The following is a 19,156-nucleotide window of genomic DNA, read 5'->3' as shown; positions in this document are numbered from 1 at the left end:
GTCTGGTATATATTTGTAATGGGTTTACTAAAGGAAACCAGTTAACTAGAGGAAACTATTTATGCAAAAAGATAAAGAAGATCGCTCCCAAGATGCATGCGCGCATCATCACCTCGCAATCCGTGACACGATGGAATTGCTAAGCGGAAAATGGAAAATTAGGATCATCGGTTCACTCAGTTTCGGGCCAAAAAGGTTTATGGAGTTAAAGGGTTACATCGATGGTATTGCCGCCAAAATGCTGTCCAAAGAATTACAGGATCTGGAAACGAATGGCTTGGTTAACAGAACAGTATTGCAGACCAAACCCATCACTGTAGAATACAAGCTTACGCCGTATGGCTATTCGCTCCAGCCCGTCATAGACGCGATTTCGGATTGGGGGATGCAGCACCGTAATAAAATGATAGCGCACCTAAAAAAGGCCTGATCAGTTAATAAATTGCTTATCAATCCGAATTACACTTACAATTTTTTATGCTGAATCCGTCAACTGGTTTTAAGAGTTAAAACTGTCATTATTAGTCAATGTAATGATTCTGCCAATCCTTCACCATTACGCCTGCTCTACTGACATAATCATAAACCAGAGTGTACGCAGGCGTCACCAGCCTGCTTCTTTACTTGTCTCCCCCTTCTGGTTCAGATTGACGTTTTATAAACTTAGTGCCTTAAAATAGAATTGTTGTTTTTTTGTAACAGTAAAAGGCCGTTTAAAGCTGTATTGGATCTGTTAAACGGTAATACTTTTAGCAGTACAAGCTACTTCTGCTGCATTTCAAATTGAACATACCAGTCTTGAATTTGATCCACAATGGGGAGCAGTGCCATACCCTTTGTGGTCAATGCGTATTCAACCCTGGGCGGTAATTCTTTGTAAGCCGTCCGGTTGACGATGCCATCCTCCTCCAACTCCTTTAACTGTTCGGTTAAAACTTTTCGGGTAATTAGAGGAATGTGCGCGCTGATCTGACCAAACCTGATCGTTCTCCGCCTGATTACGTGAACAATCAGCGGTTTCCATTTATTCCCGATGGAGCCAATAGCTCTTGTAAGCGGACACTGAGAATTGCAAAAATTTTGGTCTTTCATACAGAGATTTAAATACCAGTTACCAAATGGTTACTGTAAAATACAATGATAGTATATTTCAGTAACTAATGGCTAATAACTTTGCTGCACATATTTTAAATTTTCATAAAAATGAACAGCTTAGAAAACAATTCAACCGCACCTGATCAATCCTCAAGTAATGACTTGTCTGCTTTTTACCAGCGTTATATCGCAGCACTAAACGAACGTAATTTTGATTTGGTGGCTACGTTGGTCTCTGATGAGGTTAAAATAAACGGTCAGTCTTCTAAACCTGCAGATGTACTTGCTGGTCTTCAATGGCTAACCGATATTGTGCCAGATTATATATGGCAGATAGAAGACCTTTTTGTGGATGGCGAACGTATAGCCGCCCGATTGCAAGACAGAGGAACTCCCGCAAAAACTTTTTTTGGCGCAGAACCCACCGGTTCGTCGATCGCCTTTACGGAGTTTGCCTCGTATAGGGTACAAAACAGCCTTTTCACCGAAATGTGGTACTTGCTGGATACTGCATCAATTGTGGAACAACTTAAAAAGTAATTCATATACAGGGTTTAAGCTTTTAGACGTAGCTATAGAACATGCAAATCGAGCTGTAGGCATCTCATCTGGAAATTGCTAAAGTTTGATATTTCACTTCAATTTATCTTTAAATCATGCCCCGGTTAAACCGGGGTCTTTCTGGTTAAAACAGCGTTTCTTCTTTCTTTTTTCCAATAACTAAGTAACAGGAAAATTGTAATTTCGATACATGGAGAAATCAGCCATTCCACGATTAGATTTAGAAGCATTTGTACAAGACGGCTACAAAATTCCCTTTCTCAGCGTAGAGCATTACGCCCTTGGTGGTAACAGTTTAATTATTCAAAACCGGGACAACTACCCGGTAAAAGACTACATTTCGCCCAATCGTAGGCAGTTCTATAAAATTTTCCATATCACTTCCGGCACAGGAGTGCTTACCGTTGGTTTGCATCAGTATTTCATGAATTCTGGGGACATCGCCTTTTTGCACCCTGATGAGATCATGTCGTGGCAAAACACTTCTGTTGATACGGGCGGACACTTTTGCCTCATTCACCCGGCCTATTTCGAAAGCGCCGCGCATGTACTGCAGCTATTTAGAACCTATCCCTATTTTAAAGCATCAAATGCAGTAATTCAACTGCCTGAAAGTTCTTCGACACGGGTTAACCGGCACTTTGAATTAATACTTGAAGAAGAAAACAGCAGCCATAAAGATAAGCAACAGGCCATATTGCTGCACCTGCAAATGCTACTGCTGGAAGCGCAGAGAGCAGGAAAAAAGCTGGCCGATACCCCTGTTCCGGAAAGTTACCGCTACATTCACAGCTTTCTCCATCTGTTAGAATCAGCCTTTTTGGTGCATGGACCCGATACCGTTGTGAAAATTAAAACAGCAACAGAGTTTGCCGGTCAGCTTAACGTTCATCCAAATTATTTAAATACCCTGGTTAAAGGCCAAACCGGCAAGACACTGCGGGAACATATCCAGGAGAGGCTGCTGTATGAGGCCAAAACATTATTGGTGCAGACCGATTGGGATATCCGAACCATTAGCCATGTGCTGGGCTTTTCTGAACAGGCTGCTTTTACGTCTTTCTTTCATAAAAAAGAAAAAACGTCCCCTTCTGCTTTCCGCGAAGGCACCGTATCGGTGGCGCATCTTTGAAACTCACAAATATCCCTGTGGTTTGATTAAATGCTGATCGGTCGCGTGTGCATAAGTTTGTATTATTAAGTTTTATGATAATGGACAAGCAAACAAAAACATGGTTTATTACAGGCGCATCGCAGGGAATTGGCCTTATACTGGTTAAACAATTACTGGCACTGGGCTATAACGTGGCAGCAACTGCCCGTAACCTGCAAGCGCTTCAAAGCGCTGTCGGTACCTCGTCATCCGGCTTTTTACCTTTACAGGTCGATCTGGTAAATGAAGAAAGTGTCCGTTCAGCTGTAAACGCAGCTGTAACCCGCTTTGGTGGTATTGATGTACTGGTAAATAATGCCGGCTACGGCTTAATTGGCGGTATAGAAGAATCTTCAAATGAAGAAGTACGGGCTAGTTTTGATGTCAATGTATTTGGCTTGCTTAACGTAATTCGGGCTGTATTACCGCATATGCGCGCCGCTCAATCCGGGCACATTTTCAATCTTTCCTCTGTTTTCGGCCTTATTGCCGGAGCCGGTTGGGGTATTTACTGCGGAACCAAGTTTGCCGTTGAAGGTATATCCGAAGCTTTGGCTCAGGAAGTTCAGCCTTTCAGGATAAAGGTTACCATCATCGAACCTGGTTATGTGCGTACCAATTTTTTGAACAGCGGATCTATCGCTACGCCTAAAAACCCCGTTGCTGCTTACACGGCCCTTGCGGAAGAGCGTCGCAAGCATCAGGAAGATGTACCGGGTACGCAAATTGGCAATCCTGAGAAAGTAGCCGAAGTGATTATTAATGTGGCTCAGTTGAGCGAAGCGCCTCTTCGTTTACTATTAGGATCAGATTCATTACAGTTTGCTAACTATAAGTTACAGATGTTGAAAGACGGCATTGAGGCGCATAAAGAAATTACCCTTTCGACCGACTTCCGGTAATCTCCCCAATCATATATTATGCCTTTAATGTATCTGCATTTCCCGGCCGAAACTTTTTCGGCAGCAGCTAAAAACGAACTGGCAGCCGAATTAACTACGTTGGCCTTGCGAGTGGAGGGCTTACCGGATACCCCCTTTGTTCGCAGCACGTGCTGGATTTATATACAGGAATATGCAATGGCCAATGTTTACCAAGGCGGTAGTTCTACAGAAACCAAGGTTATTAGCCTGGAGGTTAATGCGTTTGCAGGTGGGCTAGATGTGGCAGCCAAGCAACTGCTTATTGAAAACCTTACGGCCTGTATTCACAAACATGCAGCAGTAGTGCCTGATGCCCCTGCCCCTGTATATATCATTATCAGAGACGTTCCAGACACCAACTGGGGTGTGTCCGGTAAAACAATTAAGCTTCAAGACATGCGCCTTCCTTCCGTAGATGTAAAACCAATGTAAAACAAGTAAGGCACCCATTTCACTTTGGGTGCCTTACTTATCTAAAAGCAAACAGCTTATATCAAATACTACAAGCGGAGCAACGAGAGATTGCTTGATTAGCCTACAACTTGCTGAGCTTTCTTATTTCCCCGTAATCACGCGCCTGTGTACACGCCCCCAATCCTTAAGCGCTGTGATCACGTTATCAAGGGATTCGGTATGTTTCGTTACCTCATACTCTACTTTTGGAGGAAACGTGTCATGCACTGTTCGTTTTACCAGCGAGTTCTCTTCCAGATCCTTTAACTCTTTCGATAGCATCTTATCACTGATACCCTCAATTTCTCTGGTGATTTCCTTGAAGCGTTTGGGGCCGCTAAACAAAACGATCAAAATCTGCAGTTTCCAATGACCGCTAAGCACTTGTAATGCATCTTTAACTGCCAGTAAATCTGCCGGGGTACAAATGTTTCCTTCCTTTTTGCTCATGTTTAAGTAAATGTTTGCTAACGGAAAAGTTAGTGCTAACCTTTAGGTTAGTAATAACCATTGGTTAGCAAATATACATAGGTTTGCATACACCTAAATATAATAAAAAGGTGATTACATGAGAAAGATATTACTGTTTGGTGCAACCGGTAGAACCGGCGGCCTCGTCATAAATTATGCCTTGGAAAAAGGTTATTCGGTAGTGGCTTTGGTTAGAAGCCCGGACAAGATAAAGGTACAATCTCCGCAATTGACCGTCATTAAAGGGTCTCCTACGGACGCTAACGACGTTCGGCTTGCGATGAAAGGTTGCGATGCCGTAATCAGCGCATTGAGCGCCCTGTCAGAAAAAGAAAGTTTCAGCTTCAAAAAAATCGAGCCGCCGCATGTGTTGGAAACTACCATCCGTAACGCGATAGATAGCATGAAGGCGAATCATGTCAGAAGAATCATCACGCTTTCATCTATCGGGGCTGGCAACTCGTTTAATCTTGCACCCTGGTACATGCGGCTGATAATCCGGATTACTAATTTTAAAATCGTATTTGCCGATCACACCCGTCAGGAAACTTTATTACAGCAGTCGGACCTGGACTGGACCATAGCCAGGCCGGTAGCATTAACCAACGGAACCGAACTTAAAAAGTTGGTCGTCTCTTATCATAAAACACCTTCGCCGTTTCATATCAGCCGCTCACTGCTTGCCAAATTTCTGGTAGACTGTATTGATGACGCTTCTTTAATCGGTAAAACCCCTATCCTATCGGAACATGCTTAAAGCACAACCTTTAAATAGCTAACACAAAGCTTTAATCGGCTAATCCACACATCAGCATATCAGTGACCTTTTATCAAACATTAAACATAAGATACCATGAAGGTTGTATTAACAGATTCTTTAGGAAATATTGGCAAACCACTTGCGCAAATATTAGTTCAGCAGGGCCACGCAGTTACGGTAATCAGCAGCAAGCCAGCAAGGGCAAAAGACATTGAAGTGCTGGGCGTGAAGGCAGCCATCGGCGCCCTGGAAACGTAAATTTTCTTACCAACACTTTCACTAATGCAGATGCCGTTTACTGCATGCGACCACAGTTTAACTACTTTGATCCTGAAATACGCTCAATGGTTGAAGCACATAAGTTCGCTGGTAATTATGCAGAAGCTGTTCTTAAAAAAGTAGTACACTTAAGCAGTATTGACGCCAATCTGGAGAGCGGTACCGATGTACTGGCCTTTCATTAACTCGTAGAAAAGATCCTAAAAGAATATTTAGATAAGCGCAAACTTTGATATGTATCCAAAGTCTTGAATTTAATATTGTTAGCTGTTGTTTTTCTTTTTTGCTACTATCGAATAAACCATCGGAATCTTATTTTCCAGATGCTCAATTCGATATTTTTTAGGCTCAAATTCTATGGTCTTGTTAAAACAGTTATAAGGTGAATAATCATATTCATCGAGACTTTGTATTTCAAGTCCGCTTTTAATCAGGTTATTAATTACTTCGCTCAGTCCGTGATTCCACACTACATATTCTTGTGTTATATCGGCACTTTTGTCTGCATACGTTCCACTTTCAGATTCCACAATTGCACCAGAATTAAAATATCTATAACCGATTTTTTCAAAGACATCGTCAAACATCCAAACTACTGGATGAAATTCTACAAAAACAAACTGCCCATTAGGTTTTAAATATTCGGAAACAATTTTCGCCCATTTTTCTAAGTCAGGTAACCACCCAATTGTTCCATAACTTGTAAAAACTAAGTCAAATTTTTTGTCCAAATAGTTTGGCAAGTCATAAATGTCGCAACAAATGAAGGTCGCATTTGACTTTGTATCTTCTGCAATCTTTTTTGCGTTTTCGATGGCTTTGTCAGAAAAATCCACCCCGGTGGTTTCTGCCCCAAGTCTGCTCAATGAAATTGTATCTTGCCCGAAATGACACTGTAAATGCAAAATTTCTTTCCCAGTTACATCCCCAAGTAAGTCTAGTTCGATGTTATTTAGTGACGTTTTCCCTTTTAAAAAATTGTTATGGTCATAAAATTCCGACTTCAAATGAGCGTCGGTTTTATTGTTCCAGGACTGTCGGTTAATTTCTATATAATTCTTCTCTTTGTTCATTTTCCTTCAATTGTTTCTTTAAATAACAGCTAAACTACACCTATGCATACGCCGCTCTAATATGCACATCTTGAAGGTAAGTAAGCTTTAAGCGTCAAATTCAATATACCCTTTTATCATATGATAGAACAGGCCGCCTATCAATGCTATTCCGCATGCACCAAATATTTTTTGTAATGTAGAACATATAACCGGATGCATTGCCAACCATATCATTGCTGATCCTTTTAATGTAATGTTGGCAAAAGAAGGTACAACTAGAGCCACGCTACAACGATGGGCAATCCTTACTAAGTAGCGTATGAAGTTACGTATCCAAAATGAAATAAAGCTAATTGTATAGTTAATACCAAAATGATCAATACAATCCTCAAATAAAAAACAGATAGAGTTATCAATTTTTTACTCACAATGAGAATTAACCTTTAACAAGTATTCTAATTGACTATTGCGGTCTCTACACTAAAATTCTATCTGGCAGTTATAATGAATAAAATAAAGATTTTTGATAAATAAGCATCCTTCCGTAATTTACAACTCACTGCCTTTATTATCCTTACCAGTGCTAACTGTGGTAATGCTGCCGTTATCCTTTTGATGAATGGCAGCCTTTGATTGCTTTTTGGCTATACCAACATTTGTAAAAGGTGCAGACTCTCTTTCTGCAAGGTAAGTAGACAGCGTCATTTTTTGGGTAGAGGACGATTGCGTTTTGTTCAGCTTTTTTAATAAAAGGGTAATGATATGATCGGCAATCTCTACTATAGGCTGACCGATAGCCGTTACCGAATACAATTCGAACAAAGAATAATCATCAAACGATATTACGGCAAGGTCGTCTGGAATCTTTAGCCCCAGCTTTTTTATCATCTTCAGGCCGCAGGTGCCAATATGGTCTGTACCGAATAATACAGCGTCAAGCGCGCGGTTCTTTTTTAAATAAGAAAAAAGCGGTTCATTAATCAACTCCTCATTTCTGTGAAATTTTATTTCTTTAAGATTCGGCTTCAGTTTAAACTCTTTAATTGCCGTTTCATATCCTAAACGCCGCTCCTGCATCTGCGTTTGCTCAGACAAAAAAGTAATGAAAGCTATCTTTTTGTGTCCACTTTCAATCAGTTTACGGGTGGCGTTGTAAGTGCTGTAGTAATTATCCACTACTACATAATCGGTATTCACCTTGGGCAGGTATCTATCAAAAAGCACAACCGGAAAACCTTGCTTAATTAGCTGTTCTATATCTGCCTCTATATCGGGCGGTGGGGCAATAATATAACCGTCTACATGCCTGTCCTGAAATATTTTAAGCTGCTCACGGGCACGCTCGGTGTCGTTGTCGGTGCTGCAATAAACTATTTTATACCCGTTTTCATAAGCTCTGTCCTCAATTAAGCGGGCAATGGTGGCAAAAAAAGGATTGGAAATATCTTCAACCATCAGCCCTATAATGTTGGATTTTCCGGTGGCCAGGCTTTGGGCCAGTGCATTGGGTTTATAACCAACCTCTGCAATGTAATCTGTTACCTGCTTAACCAGTTTTTCGCTGATCCGCTTTTCTTGCGCACGTCCATTTAAAATGAAGGATACCGTCGTTTTTGAAATGTTTAGCCGACTGGCTATATCTGCAATGGACAACTTTTTACTCACGAAGGGACTATTTTTGATTTTAATGAAAGTAACAATTTAATTTAGATAATCCGCTTTAGCAAGCTTTATTTAGTGCTTAAGTGAATGAAAGCGGATACAAAACTAGCATCAATATATCAACTTTTCGCCGTTATCCCTCAAATCATTGCGAGCTAGTATGTTATTTTATTCTCAACCTGATAAACCGGGGGCGATACAAGTGTGGGTCTTTATTTAAATCCTTAATAAATTCCACGGAGTTGATATTGTAGCTGATAAGCAATTCGCCGGGAGCAGATAAACTGGGGTGTGCCTTTGCATTGTATACTACATGCGTTTTCTGTTGCAAATCGTTACTACAGTCCCATATTCGTATGATGGGGCCAAATGGACCGGCCGGGCTGGCACCTATACGCATGGCCACATACTTACCCATTCCGCCTTCCTGAAAAATCAGTGCGTAACGCCCATCGGGTAGTGCAGTAACGCTCAGCTCGTTTGATACACTGTCGGTAAGCACCACAGCTTTATGCATATCGGCTACCCAATTGCGGCCATCCCAAAACTTCCATTTGGCAAAACGCTCAAAATCTGCAGGTTTTACACGTGCTACCAACAGCTGCTTTGCCATGCCTTTTACACCATAAACATAAATGTAACCGTCTGGAGCCGGAGCACCGGCTTTAACCGTATTTATATATACCCCAGCCCCGAATGAACCTATCTCACCGTTATTATCTAAATAAAACGGGGTGTCCATTTCTTTGTAGCCGGCAAAAGGCGCACGTTCATTTGCAGCTATTTTAATCAGGGTATTACCAACCTCTCGAAAACCGAAAGCCTCGTTACTTACATTATGTACCCGGTAGCCAAAAATGTAAATGGCATTATTCATTTCGGTATTAACAAAACCATCTCCCAGCCAGTAATAATCGCCCGATACCGTTTTGGGCGTACGGGGCGTAAAAACCGGCTCCGGCGCTTTATGCTTATCCAGGTTCCAGTAAAACTTCATTTTTGAAGCCAGAGGTTTATTGCCGGTAAGGTAAGCTACTGAATTATGAATCATTTTATAGCCCGGCAGCATGACACTGTCGGTTACCTGCCCTACCATACTGTCGCTAAAAATAAAAAGCGTTTGCTGCTGATTACCGGCAGTAACGTGCTCGCGACCATTGAGCGGAATGGTGTAAATACCATCGCCACCAAACCAACCCTCATACCGCCTAAACAAGTCAGACCAATCGGGAGCCCTTTCAACCGTAAAATTAATGTAGGTTAAATCTGCGGTTTTTGAGGTTTGAGCTTTAAGAACTGGTGGGCTTAAACATATTATTCCTATACTGGCCCATGCAATTAAAGCCGCCCTCTTTATCAAAATAGCCATATTAAAAATCAATAGTTATCAAATTTATGATAGCTTTTTACTGTTTTGCAAAACTTTATACTTTAAAATTAAGCTGCTAAATCCTACCAATCCGCCTGCTATCATGAGCATACCAATAAACTGTGCTTGCGTTAGGCTAATATTGGCCATTGTGTATTTGTGGTTGATACGGATAATTTCTATCAAAAAGCGCTCGGCACCGTTTAAAACAAGATAAATGAAAAACATGAGGCCTGGCGTAATAATGCTTTTTCTAAATACCCACATCAGCACAAAAAAACCGATGCACAATACAGCTTCATAAAAAGAAGTTGGATACACGCCTTGCACCAACTGGTTGCAATAGTTGCCATTACACACCATAATGGGCACACCTGCATTGATAGCATTATGCGGAAAGCGAAAAGACCACATCCAATCGGGCAGCAACTGAAAGAGAATCGGCTTAGGCCAATTGTTTATAATTCCCCAATCCCCATCGCCCGCAAGCTGGCAGCCAATGCGACCAACACCATAGGCCAGCATCATACCCGGCGAGCCAATATCGGCCAGGTGAACCAGTTTCATGCCATGTACATGCCCAATATACAAATAGGTTAACGCACCAAAAATCAGTCCGCCGTAATAAGCAAAGCCGGTGCTGTTAAACAAGGTATTTAACGGGTTGTAAGCAAATAGTTCCCAATGCTCAATGATGTCAAACAACTTTGAGCCTAAAACGCCGGCAACGCCTACGGCCAGTACAATTCGGCCCATTAACTGGTAAGGATGTACCGTTTTCTGAATCAGCTCGGGTACAGGCAATATTTTCTTTTTATGATCGATATACACCCAAAGCGCAAACAAGCAGCCTACCACCATACCAACCGGCCAGTAACCCTGCCATGAAAGAACATAATTACGCGGATTGTATTGAAATGCTGCATACTGCCATATTGCGCCGCCCGCTTTGTATCCTAATAAAAATCCCAGCAAAAAGTTAACTACAATATCGGCTACCGAGGCTGGCGTACCTACAAGCTCTTGTTTTGTAAAAGCATGTATCTTACCTACAGCTTCGTATCTTTTAAACTCGGCTGTAAACACTTGGTATGCGGCCCAAAAAGCAACGGCTACAAAAAAACCAAACGTTTGCACCGGAAACGGCACCCGGAAATCAAATAAATACGCCAGCAAATCATTGATGGTAGGAAACATTTACAAAGGCATCATATACAGTGAATATAAAATATCGCTGCAAAGTAACAAAGGCTCACACTGGTTAGTATATCAGCCTTTGTACAATCAGGCTTAATACATCAAAGACCAATTTGTATACCCACGTTAACCACCCGCTGGTTAATGTAAGCATCACCGGCCGTATTGGTTGAAACTTCAGGGTCTTGCTGATACTTACGATAGTTATCAAAAGTAAACAAATTGTAACCGCTAAAATAAAGACGGGCGTTGTGCATATGGAAAGGCAGCCATTTCGTTGGCAACTGGTAGCCAATATCTACCGTTTTAATACGGATGTAATAGGCGTTGATAAGCCAAAAATCAGACATATAAAAACTTGGGCTGTTAATTGAGTTTTTATCCATTGTAAGCCTCGGAAAAGTTGCATTTACGCTGTTTTCAGGAGTCCACCTTTCCAGGTGAATAGGCTGAAACTGGCTCTGGAAGGGCTCGATACCTGTACCTACTACAGCAAAGCTGTAATTAAATGCACCTTGCAATAACAAACTTACGCTAAATCCTTTATAGCCAGCCTGCAGATTTAAGCCCAGCGTGGTATTGGTTAAATTGGGATGTCCAATCGGCTTTTGGTCAAAAGCATCAATAATACCATCGCCGTTCAAATCTTCATATCTTAAATCGCCAGGTTGCAGAGGTGTGCTGGTAATGGGTGTAGCAATAGAGTTACCTGTGTTTGAGCCTCCGTGTGCAGCCTGGTAAGCCTTAATGGCGGCAATATCCTGTGCCGTATAAAAGCCCAAGTAATGATAACCAAACGGCTGGTTGATAGACTGCCCTGTTCTGGCCAGATTAGCGTAAGCCGGTGTAGGTTCATCAAAGTATAAAATTTTGTTTTTGGCGTAAGAAAACACAAACGAGGTGTTAAACTGCAGTTTACCAATATTATCATGGTAACTGATTTGCCCGTCGATACCTTGGTTAAGCGTGCGGCCGATATTTACAGCCGGCAGACCTACGCCTAAAATCTGGGGTACACTACCAGGTGTGATGAGCTGGTCGAACCGGATATCATGAAAATAGTCAATAGTGGCAGAAACTTTATCATGCAGCAGGTTCACATCTAAACCAATGTCCAGCTTTTTTGCACGCTCCCACACTACATTACTGTTGCTTAATGATCCTTCCGCAAAGCTGTTGTAATTCTGAACCGTTTCACCAAAATTATACCCGAATCCGGGCGTGTAAACCTGGTTATAAACATAACGGTTGCCCGGTGCGGCATCGGAACCTACTATCCCGTAGCTTCCTCTTAATTTAAACAGGCTGAAAGTTGGAAACATTTTGGAAAAGAAAGATTCTTTAGCCAGGTTGTAACCTATACTTAATGCAGGGAAGGTACCGAAGCGATGATTTTCGGCAAAACGATCGGTGCCGTTGCGAGCTATGTTAAACTCAAACAGGTATTTCTGCTTGTAATCATACCCCAGTTTGCCCGAAAAGCCACGAAACTTTTGCGGTACGGCTACCAGTGAGCCATCGAGAAATACGTTGGCAAAGTAAGTTTGCGATTGCTGGTTGAACAGCACCAACCCATTAAAATGGTGCGCATTGTTAAAAGTACGATCATAGTTGGCATACAACTGCACATTGTAATTATTGGTGTTGATATCGGTATTACCTGTTAAGGCATAAGTATCATACACATAAGTGGCTCCCGGGCGCAAAGTATAGCGATTATTGGCCGCATCGTAATGATAAGCCGGAATTCCGCCGTTAAAAATTTGCTTGGTAAACTGCTCCACGCTTGAGTAAGCTACACGCGCTGTTGCCGATAACCCGGGGATTAAATCGTCGAGCTTTTCAGTTGTGCCGAACAGCACGTTAAAATCCGTTCTTCTTGCGTGCTGGTACCCACCGGTAGCCAGCCTGGCATTCAGCGTAGGCAAGTGTTCGGGGTTGAAAGAAGAATAGGCGTACGAATACGTACCGTTAGGATTAATGTAAGGTGCCGTAAACGGTGTTATTTTTCCGAAGTTGTACACCTCTCCTACCGCATTCTGGTTAAATGGCTGATTTAGATCTGAAAAGCGCGTACTAACATCTAAACGAAAATCGAGGTTCTTATTGGCTTTTAAATCCAGGTTCGACCGGAAATTGTATCTTCTGAAATAATAATTGGTATTGACCAAACTTTGCGGATCTGCAAAATCTTTTACCAAACCGTTCTGACTTAATGCACCACCCGATATAAAGTATTTAAGCGCATTGGTGCCGCCCGAGATATCCAGGTTTGCGTTAGCCTGATAAGAAAACTTTTTGAAAATAGCATCGTACCAGTTTACATTCGGGTGCCCGTAAGGGTCTGTCCCGTTTTTAAAGGCTTCTAAATCAGCTTGGGTAAAAGTTTCCGGCGTACCGTCGTTACGTTCTGCTTCGTTGATAAGCAGTGCGGAGTTATAAGAGTCTAAAAACTTAGGTACTTTAGTTGGTGCCTGTATACCGTTTTCTACACGTAGATTAACCTGTGGAGCGCCACCTTTGCCACGGCGGGTAGCAACTACCAGTACGCCATTGGCGCCTTTAATACCATAAATAGCCGTACTGGAAGCATCTTTCAGGATGGAAATACTTTCAATCTCATTCACGTTAATTTGCTGCAACTGTTCGTAAGTATACTCTATGTCATCCACAATAATTAACGGACGGTTACCGCCGGGATTAAGCGAACTAACGCCACGAATGAAAAAGTCGGAAGCATCACGACCTGGCTGACCCGAGCTTTGCTGTGAAAAGAATCCGGGCAATTTACCAGTAAGGGCATTTTGCACGTTGGCTGTAGGTACGGTACGAATATCGGCTGCTGATATGGAGCTAACTGAACCGGTATTGGTAATACGCTTTTTGGTACCATAAGCTACCACCGATACCTCATCCAGGCCATTGCTGTTGATTTGCAGAATAACATCCAGCGGCTTGCCCGTTTTTACCGGAACCTCCTGCGCTACATAGCCCACAAACCGCACCACCAACACGTTTGACCGGCCTTTTAACGTAATGGTGAATTTACCATTGGTATTAGTTACTGTGCCGTTGCCGGGCACACCTTTCTCCACGATGGATGCGCCGGGCAATACACCGCCCACATCTCTGATGGTACCGGTAACCGTTCGGTTTTGCGCATATAATGCCACCGGTAGCAGCAGCCCTATGTATAGAACGAAAAGTAATATTCTTCTCATTGTTTCTTGGTTATAAAATGTTTCAACTGTAAAAAAACTACCAACCGGGGTTTTGCTTCATGTTTGGGTTTTTCAATACCTCATCGTACGGAATGGGATACAAATACATTTTGGGCGCCTGAAACTTAGTGGCCAAAACAGTATTATAATTGTAAGTAAGGCTGGATCCCGCCTTGGAAATAGATACGCCTGTGCGGGGCTGGTTCATTACGGTTTGGGCAATTTTCCAACGTCTGATGTCCCAGTAGCGGCTTTCCTCAAAAGCCAGTTCTACACGCCGCTCATTTTGAATAGCCATGCGCATCTCGTCCTGGGTTATGCCAGCTTTAAGACCATATAAGTTATTGGTGCCTGCCTGGATACCGGCTCGTTTCCTGATGCTGATCAAAGCATTATAAACATCGCTGGTAGGGCCAGTGGCTTCGTTTTGGGCCTCTGCATAAGCCAATAAAATATCGGCATACCGCAAAATTATCCAGTCTTCGTTATGGGTACTGTAATTACTGGTGTTTTCGAAATTGCCCATAAATTTGCGCATATAATACCCGGTGCGGGTTTGCTGCAAACTGCCATTGGGCTTGCTTTGGCCGCCCTCGTAAATTTGCAACTGCGTATTAAGCCACGGGGCGCCGTTGTATAGCAGGTTATAAGTAAAGCGAGGGTCGCGGTTGTTGTAAGGATTATTGATATCGTACCCCGATGCCGGATCGGTGATAGCCAAACCATTGTTCATCGGGAAGGCATTAGCCAAATCCTGCGAAGGGCTGGTTTGCCCTCTTCCCCCTGCATTGTTAAAGCCTATCGGCCCATTCACGTTTTCAATGGCCGATCCAAAATCGCCCTGTCTGAAAAAGATAATTTCAGGATTATTCTGTGTCAGGAAGATATCTTTATAATTATCAAGCAGTTTGTACGCCTGTAAGTCTATTACAGCCTTAGCAGCAGCAGCAGCCTGCGTCCAGCGGGCGGCACTAAAATCAGTATAACCCGTTAGGGGGTTGCCGGCATCAATATTACCGCCATTAAAAAGTGGGCTGGCTGCATATAACAGCACACGGGCTTTTAAAGCCATGGCGGCACCCTGGGTAGCGCGATGACTATCCGCATTCGGAAACTGAACCGGATAGGTTAGTAAGGTATCTTTAATAGCATCGCACTCACCAGCAATGTAATTAATGCAATCGGCAAATGAATTACGGGGCAGGGCCACATTATCATTAAGTGCAAATACCTTATTGCCCAGCAGCGGCACCCCGCCGTAACGCTTAACCAGTTCAAAATAAAACATTGCCCTTAAAAAGCGGGCTTCGCTTTTCCATAAGTATTTTATCGAGTAGCCTTTGTATTTGGCTAACACCGGCACCACATCTATATTCGTAATAAATTCATTAGCGCTGCGGATGCCCTGGTAATAATAACCCCATACATTCTCATCACCCGGCACGGTGTATGAATTGAATGCCGCTGTAGAAAGTACGGTTACGTTAGCCGTTGCGCTTATGGACGATGATACAGCATCATCAGAAGCGGCATCCAGATAATCGTTGCCTACACGATTATGCCCGTTTTTAAGCTTTGCGTAAACGCCGTACAAAAAGGCTTGTGCATTTACACCTGCCGAATCTTTAGGATCGAATACATAATTAATGGTTACCTTATCTACCGGAAACTGTTCATATTTTTTGCAACCGCTAATAAGTATTAGGATACCTACCAGGGCAATTATTGCGCTTCTATATCTTTTCATGTTATAGGCTTTTAAATCAGGCATGAGGGTTATAACTTGATGTTGACACCTGCATTGAAAACTCGTTGAATAGGATATGCCACACCGTATACTTCGGGATCCATCCCCTTATAGCCGTACAGTGTAAGCAGGTTTTCGCCGTTGGCAAATAGCCGCACGCCGGAGATTCTGAGCTTACGCACCCACTGAGAAGGCAAATTGTAACCTACTTCGGCGTTTTTAAGGCGGAAGTAATTTCCAGAGCGTATGTACAGTGATGACCAGGCGGTATTATTGGGGTTACCTAAAGATAAACGTGGCTGTGTAGCTGTGGTGGCTGTTTCGGGCGTCCAGCGGGCATTGAGTAAATCGTAACCCTGTCCGCTATAAGTTAAACCCGAAAAGTCTGAAAAACCGTTGGCCAACGCATTGTTAAATAAAATATCGTGGTTGGTTACACCTTGTAAAATCACACTCAAGCTAAAACCCTTATAGTTGAACCCTAACGTAGTTCCATAAAAAATTAAAGGTTTGGTATTACCGATAGGTGTTTGGTCAAATTGGTTAATCACACCATCGCTGTTCAAATCTGCATATCTTACATCACCGGCTTGTGGCGTATAACCTACTGTGGTAGGGCTCGAAGGAGCCTCTTGCGCACTCTGGAAAAACCCGAGAGCTTTATAGCCGAAAATTACATCGGTACGCTGACCGGTATAACGTGTCCAAGGATATGGATTGACCGGTTCATCCCTGAAAACCGCTTTGGTACTTTGCACAGATCCGTTGCCTGTAATAAAATAGTTAAAGTTGCCAGCGTTGTTCTGATAAGTTAACGAAAGTTCGCCACCCTCGTGCAGGTTAACGCCAATGTTTTCAAAAGCATAGTTAGTGCCCATCAAAGCAATGCTTGCACCGCGAATTTGTAATAGGTTATAGTAACGGTCGCGATAATAATCTCCAGTTATTTTAAGATGCTCTTTAAACAATGCGATATCGACGCCTATATCCAACTTATGCCCTTTTTCCCAGCTTATATTAGGATTGGCCAGCGCATCTTCTATATAACTTTGCACACCGCTTCGGTTTGTACCTGTGGTATAGGGGTAGCCTATAGGGCGCGAATAGGTTTGGAGAAAGTTATAGTAGCCATAGTTATCTACGTTGGCATTACCTGTTTGGCCGTAGCTTACCCGCCACTTCCAGCTGTTAATCCAACTGAAATTATCTTTAATAAAGTTTTCGCGAGCCATTTGCCAGCCAAGGCCACCGGCGTAAAAAATCCCAAACTGTTGACCGGGAGGATAGCGGCTATACCCGCTGTTATTTACAGCCGCCTCGATAAAGTACTTACCATCGTAGTTGTAGGCGCCTTTTAACGCACGATTGGTTGTACCTTGTGATAAATCATAGTTTAATACAACCGAGCGGTAGTCGTATAAAAGCAATCCGCTTACGTTATGCTTACCAAAACTCCGATCGTAATTAACGGTACCTTGCGCATAGGCATAGCGGGCGCTTGATATGGTATTAAAAGTATTAAACTGCGTAAAAGGCGAACCTACAGGCGAGTAAGCAATACCACCGGCAAACAGATAAGTATTGTTTCGGAGTGAGCGGTTGGTAAGCCCTTGAGAAGAGAACGCCAGGTTGCCTTTGGCTTTAACCGACAAACCGGGGGTAACGCCGCTTAAATCATAATTTAAATCCAGGTTAGCCAGCACATCATTACTGTTGGTGCGCTGGTAACCCGAAAACTGTGTTTGTGATAAAAGGTTGTTGGTATAAACCGCTGTTCCGCCAAATGAATTGTTGGGATTGTAAACGGGATATGCGTTATTAGGCGTAGTATACAGATCGCGTAATATAGCGCCATATGTGGGGCCCGGCTGAGTGAATTGCTGGATACGGCCAAATAACTGTAAATCAACGTTTAGGTTTTTGGTTACGTTTACACTCAGGTCTGAGTTAATCATGTAACGGCTTAAATCATTATTGGTGTTGTAGGGTGAGGATGAAGCCGTTTTGAACATGCCGGCCTGGTCCAGGTAATTTAAGGAAATGGTATAACGCGCCACTTGCGTGCCGCCGTTCACGTTTAGCCGGTAACTGGTTAATGGCGAATAATCGCGCAATAAGGTTTTAAACCAGTTTACATCAGGATGGCGAGACGGATTAGACTGATCGCGATAAGCATTGAAATCGGTGCTGCTGTATATAGTCTGCCGGCCATCGTTTTGCAGCGCCTCGTTATACAGATATGCATATTGATAAGCCGGTAGCGGCTTAGGCAAACCAAGCGGCTGTTGCAATGCAGTTTGGGCTGTGAAAGATATGCGCGGCTTACCCATTTCAGGGCGCTTGGTGGTTACCAGCAATACGCCCCTTGAGCTGTTGTTGCCCAGCAGAATGGTAGATAGCGCATCTTTAAGAACAGATATGGATTCAATACTTTCCGGGTCGATAGAAGATATTTCGCGCTGTACATTATCAATTACCGTAATAGGTGTATTTCCGCGTAGATAAAGGTTAAATTCGCTATTATCATTAGCCGAGTAGTTGTTGTGCTGCACAACATTGCCAATTAAGTCGGCTTTGGTTTGGCTGGCAATGCTTGGCGAGGTAAAGCCGCTATACTGCTGTGTATACAAGCCAGCCAATTGCCCGGGCAAAGCATAAGTATACAAGGTAGCAGGTGTAGTGGTTAACTGATTGGTGTAAACGGTAGAAATAGAACCCAATGAGCTTTTAGCATCAGCCGTTCCGTAAAGTACATTAATGCGGTCGGGCGATTTCAGGTAGGTTGGCGTCAATCGTACCCGTAATGTATCTTGCCTTTTTAATTTGATTTGCTGCACATAAAAGTTGCGATGTGCAAATACAAGTATATCGCCTGCTACAGCATTAATGGCAAATCTGCCTCCATCATCTGTAGTTACAACATCCGGCTTTGCTTTTACGGTTACTTTAACGCCCTTTAAGGGCACCCCATACTCGTCTACCACCCCCCCCCTTCGGCTGTTGGTGTAAGGCGTTGCTCTGGCGGTTGTATCCTGCATGGCTGCGTACCCGTTTGTCATCACAAAAACCATGAAGACACAAACTGTGGTAATACATTTTTTAAAGTAGCAGTAGGCCATATAATCGGAGATTTTATTTTTATTAAACAATAAGGTCCTTCAGCAAACTCATTTTCAGCGCTTGCCCATAATTGGTTATCAACTCGCTATC

17 protein-coding genes are annotated in these 19,156 nt (G+C 42.9%); 8 read left to right on the top strand and 9 right to left on the bottom strand.

The genetic code is table 11. The features are described 5' to 3' along the window. Positions 1-61 precede the first annotated feature (61 nt). Complete coding sequence (locus KHS38_RS10080) at positions 62-430, top strand: winged helix-turn-helix transcriptional regulator (protein ID WP_213488436.1); 369 nt, start codon at positions 62-64, stop codon at positions 428-430. Between the two features lie 332 nt (positions 431-762). Here KHS38_RS10080 and KHS38_RS10075 read toward each other — a convergent pair whose 3' ends face one another. After that, a complete protein-coding gene (locus KHS38_RS10075) occupies positions 763-1,092 on the bottom strand; it encodes a winged helix-turn-helix transcriptional regulator (RefSeq protein ID WP_213488435.1) in 330 nt (109 codons plus the stop codon). A gap of 111 nt (positions 1,093-1,203) precedes the next feature. Here KHS38_RS10075 and KHS38_RS10070 point away from each other — a divergent pair, with 111 nt between their 5' ends. The 4 genes from KHS38_RS10070 to KHS38_RS10055 all read left to right on the top strand — a co-directional run bounded on the left by KHS38_RS10070 (position 1,204) and on the right by KHS38_RS10055 (position 4,164). Then, a complete protein-coding gene (locus KHS38_RS10070) occupies positions 1,204-1,635 on the top strand; it encodes an ester cyclase (protein WP_213488434.1) in 432 nt (143 codons plus the stop codon). Positions 1,636-1,846: 211 nt separating this feature from the next. Continuing rightward, complete coding sequence (locus KHS38_RS10065) at positions 1,847-2,788, top strand: AraC family transcriptional regulator (protein WP_213488433.1); 942 nt, start codon at positions 1,847-1,849, stop codon at positions 2,786-2,788. 80 nt (positions 2,789-2,868) lie between these two features. Continuing rightward, positions 2,869-3,711: an oxidoreductase gene (locus KHS38_RS10060; RefSeq protein ID WP_213488432.1), complete on the top strand. Its 843-nt coding sequence runs from the start codon at positions 2,869-2,871 to the stop codon at positions 3,709-3,711. A gap of 18 nt (positions 3,712-3,729) precedes the next feature. Then, positions 3,730-4,164 carry a tautomerase family protein gene (locus KHS38_RS10055; RefSeq protein WP_213488431.1) on the top strand — a complete coding sequence of 145 codons (435 nt, stop codon included), beginning with the start codon at positions 3,730-3,732 and terminating at the stop codon, positions 4,162-4,164. Between the two features lie 123 nt (positions 4,165-4,287). Here KHS38_RS10055 and KHS38_RS10050 read toward each other — a convergent pair whose 3' ends face one another. Continuing rightward, entirely contained in the window at positions 4,288-4,635 is a 348-nt protein-coding gene (locus KHS38_RS10050) for a winged helix-turn-helix transcriptional regulator (protein WP_213488430.1), read from the bottom strand. Between the two features lie 118 nt (positions 4,636-4,753). On the opposite strand from KHS38_RS10050, the gene KHS38_RS10045 reads away from it, so the two are divergent. The 3 genes from KHS38_RS10045 (at position 4,754) to KHS38_RS10035 (ending at position 5,880) form a co-directional block, all read left to right on the top strand. Next, on the top strand, positions 4,754-5,413 hold the full coding sequence (locus KHS38_RS10045; protein WP_213488429.1) for an NAD(P)-dependent oxidoreductase: 660 nt from the start codon (positions 4,754-4,756) through the stop codon (positions 5,411-5,413). Positions 5,414-5,509: 96 nt separating this feature from the next. Continuing rightward, complete coding sequence (locus KHS38_RS10040) at positions 5,510-5,674, top strand: SDR family oxidoreductase (protein ID WP_213488428.1); 165 nt, start codon at positions 5,510-5,512, stop codon at positions 5,672-5,674. Between the two features lie 44 nt (positions 5,675-5,718). Further along, on the top strand, positions 5,719-5,880 hold the full coding sequence (locus KHS38_RS10035) for a hypothetical protein (protein ID WP_213488427.1): 162 nt from the start codon (positions 5,719-5,721) through the stop codon (positions 5,878-5,880). A 78-nt stretch (positions 5,881-5,958) separates the two neighbouring features. On the opposite strand, the gene KHS38_RS10030 is transcribed toward KHS38_RS10035, so the two are convergent. The 7 genes from KHS38_RS10030 to KHS38_RS10000 all read right to left on the bottom strand — a co-directional run bounded on the left by KHS38_RS10030 (position 5,959) and on the right by KHS38_RS10000 (position 19,005). Continuing rightward, positions 5,959-6,768, bottom strand: a complete 810-nt coding sequence (locus tag KHS38_RS10030) for a class I SAM-dependent methyltransferase (protein WP_213488426.1) — start codon at positions 6,766-6,768, stop codon at positions 5,959-5,961. A gap of 531 nt (positions 6,769-7,299) precedes the next feature. Beyond that, entirely contained in the window at positions 7,300-8,415 is a 1,116-nt protein-coding gene (locus tag KHS38_RS10025) for a LacI family DNA-binding transcriptional regulator (RefSeq protein ID WP_213488425.1), read from the bottom strand. Positions 8,416-8,575: 160 nt separating this feature from the next. Further along, positions 8,576-9,781, bottom strand: a complete 1,206-nt coding sequence (locus KHS38_RS10020) for a DUF5005 domain-containing protein (RefSeq protein WP_213488424.1) — start codon at positions 9,779-9,781, stop codon at positions 8,576-8,578. 24 nt (positions 9,782-9,805) lie between these two features. Continuing rightward, entirely contained in the window at positions 9,806-10,978 is a 1,173-nt protein-coding gene (locus KHS38_RS10015) for a prolipoprotein diacylglyceryl transferase (protein WP_213488423.1), read from the bottom strand. A gap of 101 nt (positions 10,979-11,079) precedes the next feature. Further along, the gene (locus KHS38_RS10010; protein ID WP_213488422.1) at positions 11,080-14,199 is read right to left on the bottom strand and encodes a SusC/RagA family TonB-linked outer membrane protein; all 3,120 of its coding nucleotides are present in this window, start codon (positions 14,197-14,199) and stop codon (positions 11,080-11,082) included. 37 nt (positions 14,200-14,236) lie between these two features. Continuing rightward, positions 14,237-15,946 carry a RagB/SusD family nutrient uptake outer membrane protein gene (locus tag KHS38_RS10005; protein ID WP_213488421.1) on the bottom strand — a complete coding sequence of 570 codons (1,710 nt, stop codon included), beginning with the start codon at positions 15,944-15,946 and terminating at the stop codon, positions 14,237-14,239. A gap of 29 nt (positions 15,947-15,975) precedes the next feature. After that, positions 15,976-19,005, bottom strand: a complete 3,030-nt coding sequence (locus tag KHS38_RS10000) for a SusC/RagA family TonB-linked outer membrane protein (protein WP_213488420.1) — start codon at positions 19,003-19,005, stop codon at positions 15,976-15,978. Positions 19,006-19,156: the final 151 nt, after the last annotated feature.

The organism is Mucilaginibacter sp. Bleaf8 (assembly GCF_018390515.1).
GTDB lineage: Bacteria > Bacteroidota > Bacteroidia > Sphingobacteriales > Sphingobacteriaceae > Mucilaginibacter.
Note: the sequence above shows the minus strand (reverse complement) of the source record. Positions and strands in the feature narration are given on the sequence as shown.

Bases quoted from the DNA above. Each gene is read 5' to 3' on its own strand.
- KHS38_RS10080 (WP_213488436.1), top strand. From the start codon at position 62: ATGCAAAAAGATAAAGAAGATCGCTCCCAAGATGCATGCGCGCATCAT.
- KHS38_RS10075 (WP_213488435.1), bottom strand. From the start codon at position 1,092: ATGAAAGACCAAAATTTTTGCAATTCTCAGTGTCCGCTTACAAGAGCT.
- KHS38_RS10070 (WP_213488434.1), top strand. From the start codon at position 1,204: ATGAACAGCTTAGAAAACAATTCAACCGCACCTGATCAATCCTCAAGT.
- KHS38_RS10065 (WP_213488433.1), top strand. From the start codon at position 1,847: ATGGAGAAATCAGCCATTCCACGATTAGATTTAGAAGCATTTGTACAA.
- KHS38_RS10060 (WP_213488432.1), top strand. From the start codon at position 2,869: ATGGACAAGCAAACAAAAACATGGTTTATTACAGGCGCATCGCAGGGA.
- KHS38_RS10055 (WP_213488431.1), top strand. From the start codon at position 3,730: ATGCCTTTAATGTATCTGCATTTCCCGGCCGAAACTTTTTCGGCAGCA.
- KHS38_RS10050 (WP_213488430.1), bottom strand. From the start codon at position 4,635: ATGAGCAAAAAGGAAGGAAACATTTGTACCCCGGCAGATTTACTGGCA.
- KHS38_RS10045 (WP_213488429.1), top strand. From the start codon at position 4,754: ATGAGAAAGATATTACTGTTTGGTGCAACCGGTAGAACCGGCGGCCTC.
- KHS38_RS10040 (WP_213488428.1), top strand. From the start codon at position 5,510: ATGAAGGTTGTATTAACAGATTCTTTAGGAAATATTGGCAAACCACTT.
- KHS38_RS10035 (WP_213488427.1), top strand. From the start codon at position 5,719: ATGCGACCACAGTTTAACTACTTTGATCCTGAAATACGCTCAATGGTT.
- KHS38_RS10030 (WP_213488426.1), bottom strand. From the start codon at position 6,768: ATGAACAAAGAGAAGAATTATATAGAAATTAACCGACAGTCCTGGAAC.
- KHS38_RS10020 (WP_213488424.1), bottom strand. From the start codon at position 9,781: ATGGCTATTTTGATAAAGAGGGCGGCTTTAATTGCATGGGCCAGTATA.
- KHS38_RS10015 (WP_213488423.1), bottom strand. From the start codon at position 10,978: ATGTTTCCTACCATCAATGATTTGCTGGCGTATTTATTTGATTTCCGG.
- KHS38_RS10010 (WP_213488422.1), bottom strand. From the start codon at position 14,199: ATGAGAAGAATATTACTTTTCGTTCTATACATAGGGCTGCTGCTACCG.
- KHS38_RS10005 (WP_213488421.1), bottom strand. From the start codon at position 15,946: ATGAAAAGATATAGAAGCGCAATAATTGCCCTGGTAGGTATCCTAATA.
- KHS38_RS10000 (WP_213488420.1), bottom strand. From the start codon at position 19,005: ATGACAAACGGGTACGCAGCCATGCAGGATACAACCGCCAGAGCAACG.